Origin of the sequence: Aminobacter sp. DSM 101952 (genome assembly GCF_001424795.1) — a bacterium.
GTDB lineage: Bacteria > Pseudomonadota > Alphaproteobacteria > Rhizobiales > Rhizobiaceae > Aminobacter > Aminobacter aganoensis.
The window spans coordinates 1-3,331 of record NZ_LMCL01000027.1 but is presented as its reverse complement, the minus strand read 5'-3'; the positions used below and the strand labels follow the sequence as shown (position 1 = coordinate 3,331).

Here is a 3,331-nt window from a genome sequence, read left to right as displayed (position 1 = left end):
TATCCAGCGGCGTCGAGCCCGTCCCGTTGAGGTCCGATTCCTCAACCATCAGGTTCGCCGAACCGGAAGCTGTCGCGTCCGCGCCGTCCGTCACCGTGATCGTGAAGCTGTCGCTGTCGCTGTCGCCGTCCCCGTCGGTCGCCGACACCGTGAAGCCGACCGTCGGCACCGGCGTCGAATCCAGGTTGGTGTTGGCGACAAAGCTCCACGTGCCGCCGGCATTCACTGTCAGCGTGCCCTCGGCGAGAGCAAACACCGCAGCAGCCCCGCCAGGCAGGGTCACCGTCTGCGCAGGCTGGCCCGCAACCGTCACCGTGATCGAGCCGACGTCGTCGGCGCCGTCGCTCAGCGTCCAGCTGCCGTCCAGCGTCGCACTTTCCGCAACCGTGTTCGGCCCGTCGACGATGTCGACAGCCGGAACGTCGTCGACGACCGTCACATTGACCGTGCCGGGCGTGACTTCGCCGTCGGTGTCGGTGGCGTTCACCACCAGCCCCGTCACCGTCACCGTGCCGGCATTCGGCTGGTTCTGGTGCGGGAAGTTGNCGGAACGTCGTCGACGACCGTCACATTGACCGTGCCGGGCGTGACTTCGCCGTCGGTGTCGGTGGCGTTCACCACCAGCCCCGTCACCGTCACCGTGCCGGCATTCGGCTGGTTCTGGTGCGGGAAGTTGTCCGAGAGCACCGCCGTCACCGTCGGGCTGATCGTCGCGCCGGAAGCACCCGTCACCGCGCCCGAAAGCGTCAGCGTGATCACCGTCGCTCCGCCGATCTGGCCAAGCAGCGTCCGCCCCGTCGCATCACCGGCATCCAGGACCCAGGTCAGCGAGGCCGTCTCGTCGAGACCCGCCACCGTCGGCGCCTGGCCCGCCGCAAAGCTCAGCGAGATCGCATCCGAACCCGCCGTGAACGAAAGCCCCGTGTCGGTGTCGCTCTCGCCCRTATCCAGCGGCGTCGAGCCCGTCCCGTTGAGGTCCGATTCCTCAACCATCAGGTTCGCCGAACCGGAAGCTGTCGCGTCCGCGCCGTCCGTCACCGTGATCGTCAGCGGCGTCGAGCCCGTCCCGTTGAGGTCCGATTCCTCAACCATCAGGTTCGCCGAACCGGAAGCTGTCGCGTCCGCGCCGTCCGTCACCGTGATCGGCTGAATCGCTGTATCGACGTCGCCATCACCATCAGTGATTTCGTAGCTAAACGATGCGTCTATACCGCTTGCATTGTTGAGATTGATGTTCGGGGCAAACGTCCAGGCACCGGTCGATTCAAATGTGTAGATGCCGTTTGTTGTTATGACGGTGGTGGTGCCTACCAATGCGACTGGCGTCATGCCCCCGGCAATCGTAACGGATGAGAGCACGGCGCCATCTGCCCCCACCGTGTCGTTGCCTATTACATTACCTTCCACCGCGGCTGGGGCATCTTCCGCAACTGACACAAGAATATCGTCAATCGCGTCAGGCTCGTCATCGAGGATCTCGATGGTCAGCGTGGCAGGCACGGAGGAGATATTTCCATCCGACACGACAAGGATGAATACTTCGGCCTCGAGCCCCGCGCCGTCCAGCGTTGGCTCGGTGAGCTCATACTTGTATGAGACCACGCCCGTAACAGGGTCGTAACTGATGATCGTCAGCGTGCCATGCTGGCCTTCAAACGTTGCGCCCACCAGGCCGGAAATGGGGACGACCTTGAGATTACTGTCGTCGCCAGTACCAATCGCCAGGCTCGTCAGATCGCTCAGCCCATCCGGATCGGAAAGCGTGAAGGAGCCCCAGTGGATCTCCCTATCCGAGTTGGGGTCGGAGCCGATAGCGCCGTTGCTGCTTAGACCTGCCTCGTCAACAACGCCATGGCCGATGGTCGTGCCCGGCTCGAAATTGATGGCGGGCGCACCATTGCGGCGAGCTGCCGGAAAAAGTTCCTTTCTCTCGAATTCAGGAAAACGCAACTCTGTTGGTGGAAGCAAGGCCGAAAGATCAAAGCCCTCGCCAATGCCGCCGGCCGGCAGCTCGAAATTGCCGCCGGAGCTGCTGGTCGAGCCAGTGGCTGCGGAGATCGAGCCATCGGCACCGAAGGCGACGTTGATGCCGCCGGCCTCGAGCGCTGCGATCAGGGCAACGCGCGGAACCTCGACATCGCCGAGCAGGAAGGTCGGTACGTTGGCTGCGGCGTACTTGATGACAATGACGCTGCCGTCGGCCTGTTCGAGAACCAGGTTGTCGCCGTCGACCTTGATGTTGTCGATCGAGACATTGGCCGGCAGGTGCACGACATTGGAAGAGTCGGCGACATATTCGGCCTGGGCCTGAGCCGGGGCCGCCGCGGTCGGCTGGGTCTGCTGAAGCGGCTGGCCGGAGCCTGCATCGACGGGAACGGGATCGCCTGCAGGCTGCTGGGCCGCCTGCGCGATTGTCTGCTCAGCAGCGACTGTATGAGGATTTTTGCCTGACGCTGCTGAAGCGCCTTCGGGCATGCCCTTGACATCACCGAACTCAACACTAGTCGCCATCATCCTGTCCCCTTGCCTCGGTATCCAGACAGAACAAGGTGCTAGTACGAATTTCAACCGTTGCCAGTCCCAGGATGCATATTAGAATATGCGAATCTTCTAAATTTAAGAGTATGGTGAATGTATGCTCATATACTTCTTTATAATCTAACCTTGAGAAGTTGGGAGTTGGCAAGGCCTGGTGGTGGCAGGCCCTACGCTCTTGTCATGAGTTCGTGGTTCACATGGTGGACATGGCAAGCGCGAAGCAAATGATCACCACCGGCATCAACTTCCCTAGCGATGTGGATGAGATTAAATTCGCGGGCCTGACCGGCATTCCGTCGATCAAGGTGGGCGCATCTCAAGGCCTCGCCTTGCGCCATGGAATGCCGCGCATCTCGGATTCTGGGTTACGGCCGCTGCGTCATCGTGATCGGCGAGGTCGTGCAGATGCATGTCCATGACGACTGTATAGATGAAAACGGCCGCTACGTGCGCCCGGAGCTATCGGGGCAATGTCCCAGGAAACGCGACTGAAGATCGTTCGGCTCCTAGTGAAGGCCGGCCAGAAGGCATGGCCGCAGGCTTCATTGCGGAGCCGCAGGGGTCTCCGCATCGAACGTCTCGTTCCACCTCAAGGAACTGGAGCGGGGCGGCCTGGTCACCGCCCGCCGGGCCGCGGTCCATTGTCTACTCGGCAGACTACCAGGCCTTGGGCGGCTTGATCCGCTTTCTTATGGAGGACTGCTGCGCAGGCAATCCGGCCATCTGCCAGCCAGCCCTTGCGACGGCCTGCTGTTAAATTGGACGACGGAAATCATGTCGGCATTCGAACGCT

Annotated in this window: 2 protein-coding genes and 1 pseudogene; 2 read left to right on the top strand and 1 reads right to left on the bottom strand. The window is 61.9% G+C overall.

What is annotated here, in order from left to right; all coding sequences use genetic code 11:
- Positions 1–546: 546 nt before the first annotated feature.
- On the bottom strand, positions 547–2,511 hold a 1,965-nt coding region (locus ASC75_RS16495), incomplete at its 3' end, for a hypothetical protein (RefSeq protein WP_210168387.1).
- 224 nt (positions 2,512–2,735) lie between these two features.
- On the opposite strand from ASC75_RS16495, the gene ASC75_RS25650 reads away from it, so the two are divergent.
- Together ASC75_RS25650 and ASC75_RS26305 are read left to right on the top strand one after the other, a co-directional pair.
- Positions 2,736–2,957: a hypothetical protein gene (locus ASC75_RS25650; protein ID WP_244487859.1), complete on the top strand. Its 222-nt coding sequence runs from the start codon at positions 2,736–2,738 to the stop codon at positions 2,955–2,957.
- A 51-nt stretch (positions 2,958–3,008) separates the two neighbouring features.
- Positions 3,009–3,295, top strand: a pseudogene (locus ASC75_RS26305) (winged helix-turn-helix domain-containing protein).
- Positions 3,296–3,331: the final 36 nt, after the last annotated feature.

Bases quoted from the DNA above. Each gene is read 5' to 3' on its own strand.
- ASC75_RS25650 (WP_244487859.1), top strand. From the start codon at position 2,736: ATGGTGGACATGGCAAGCGCGAAGCAAATGATCACCACCGGCATCAAC.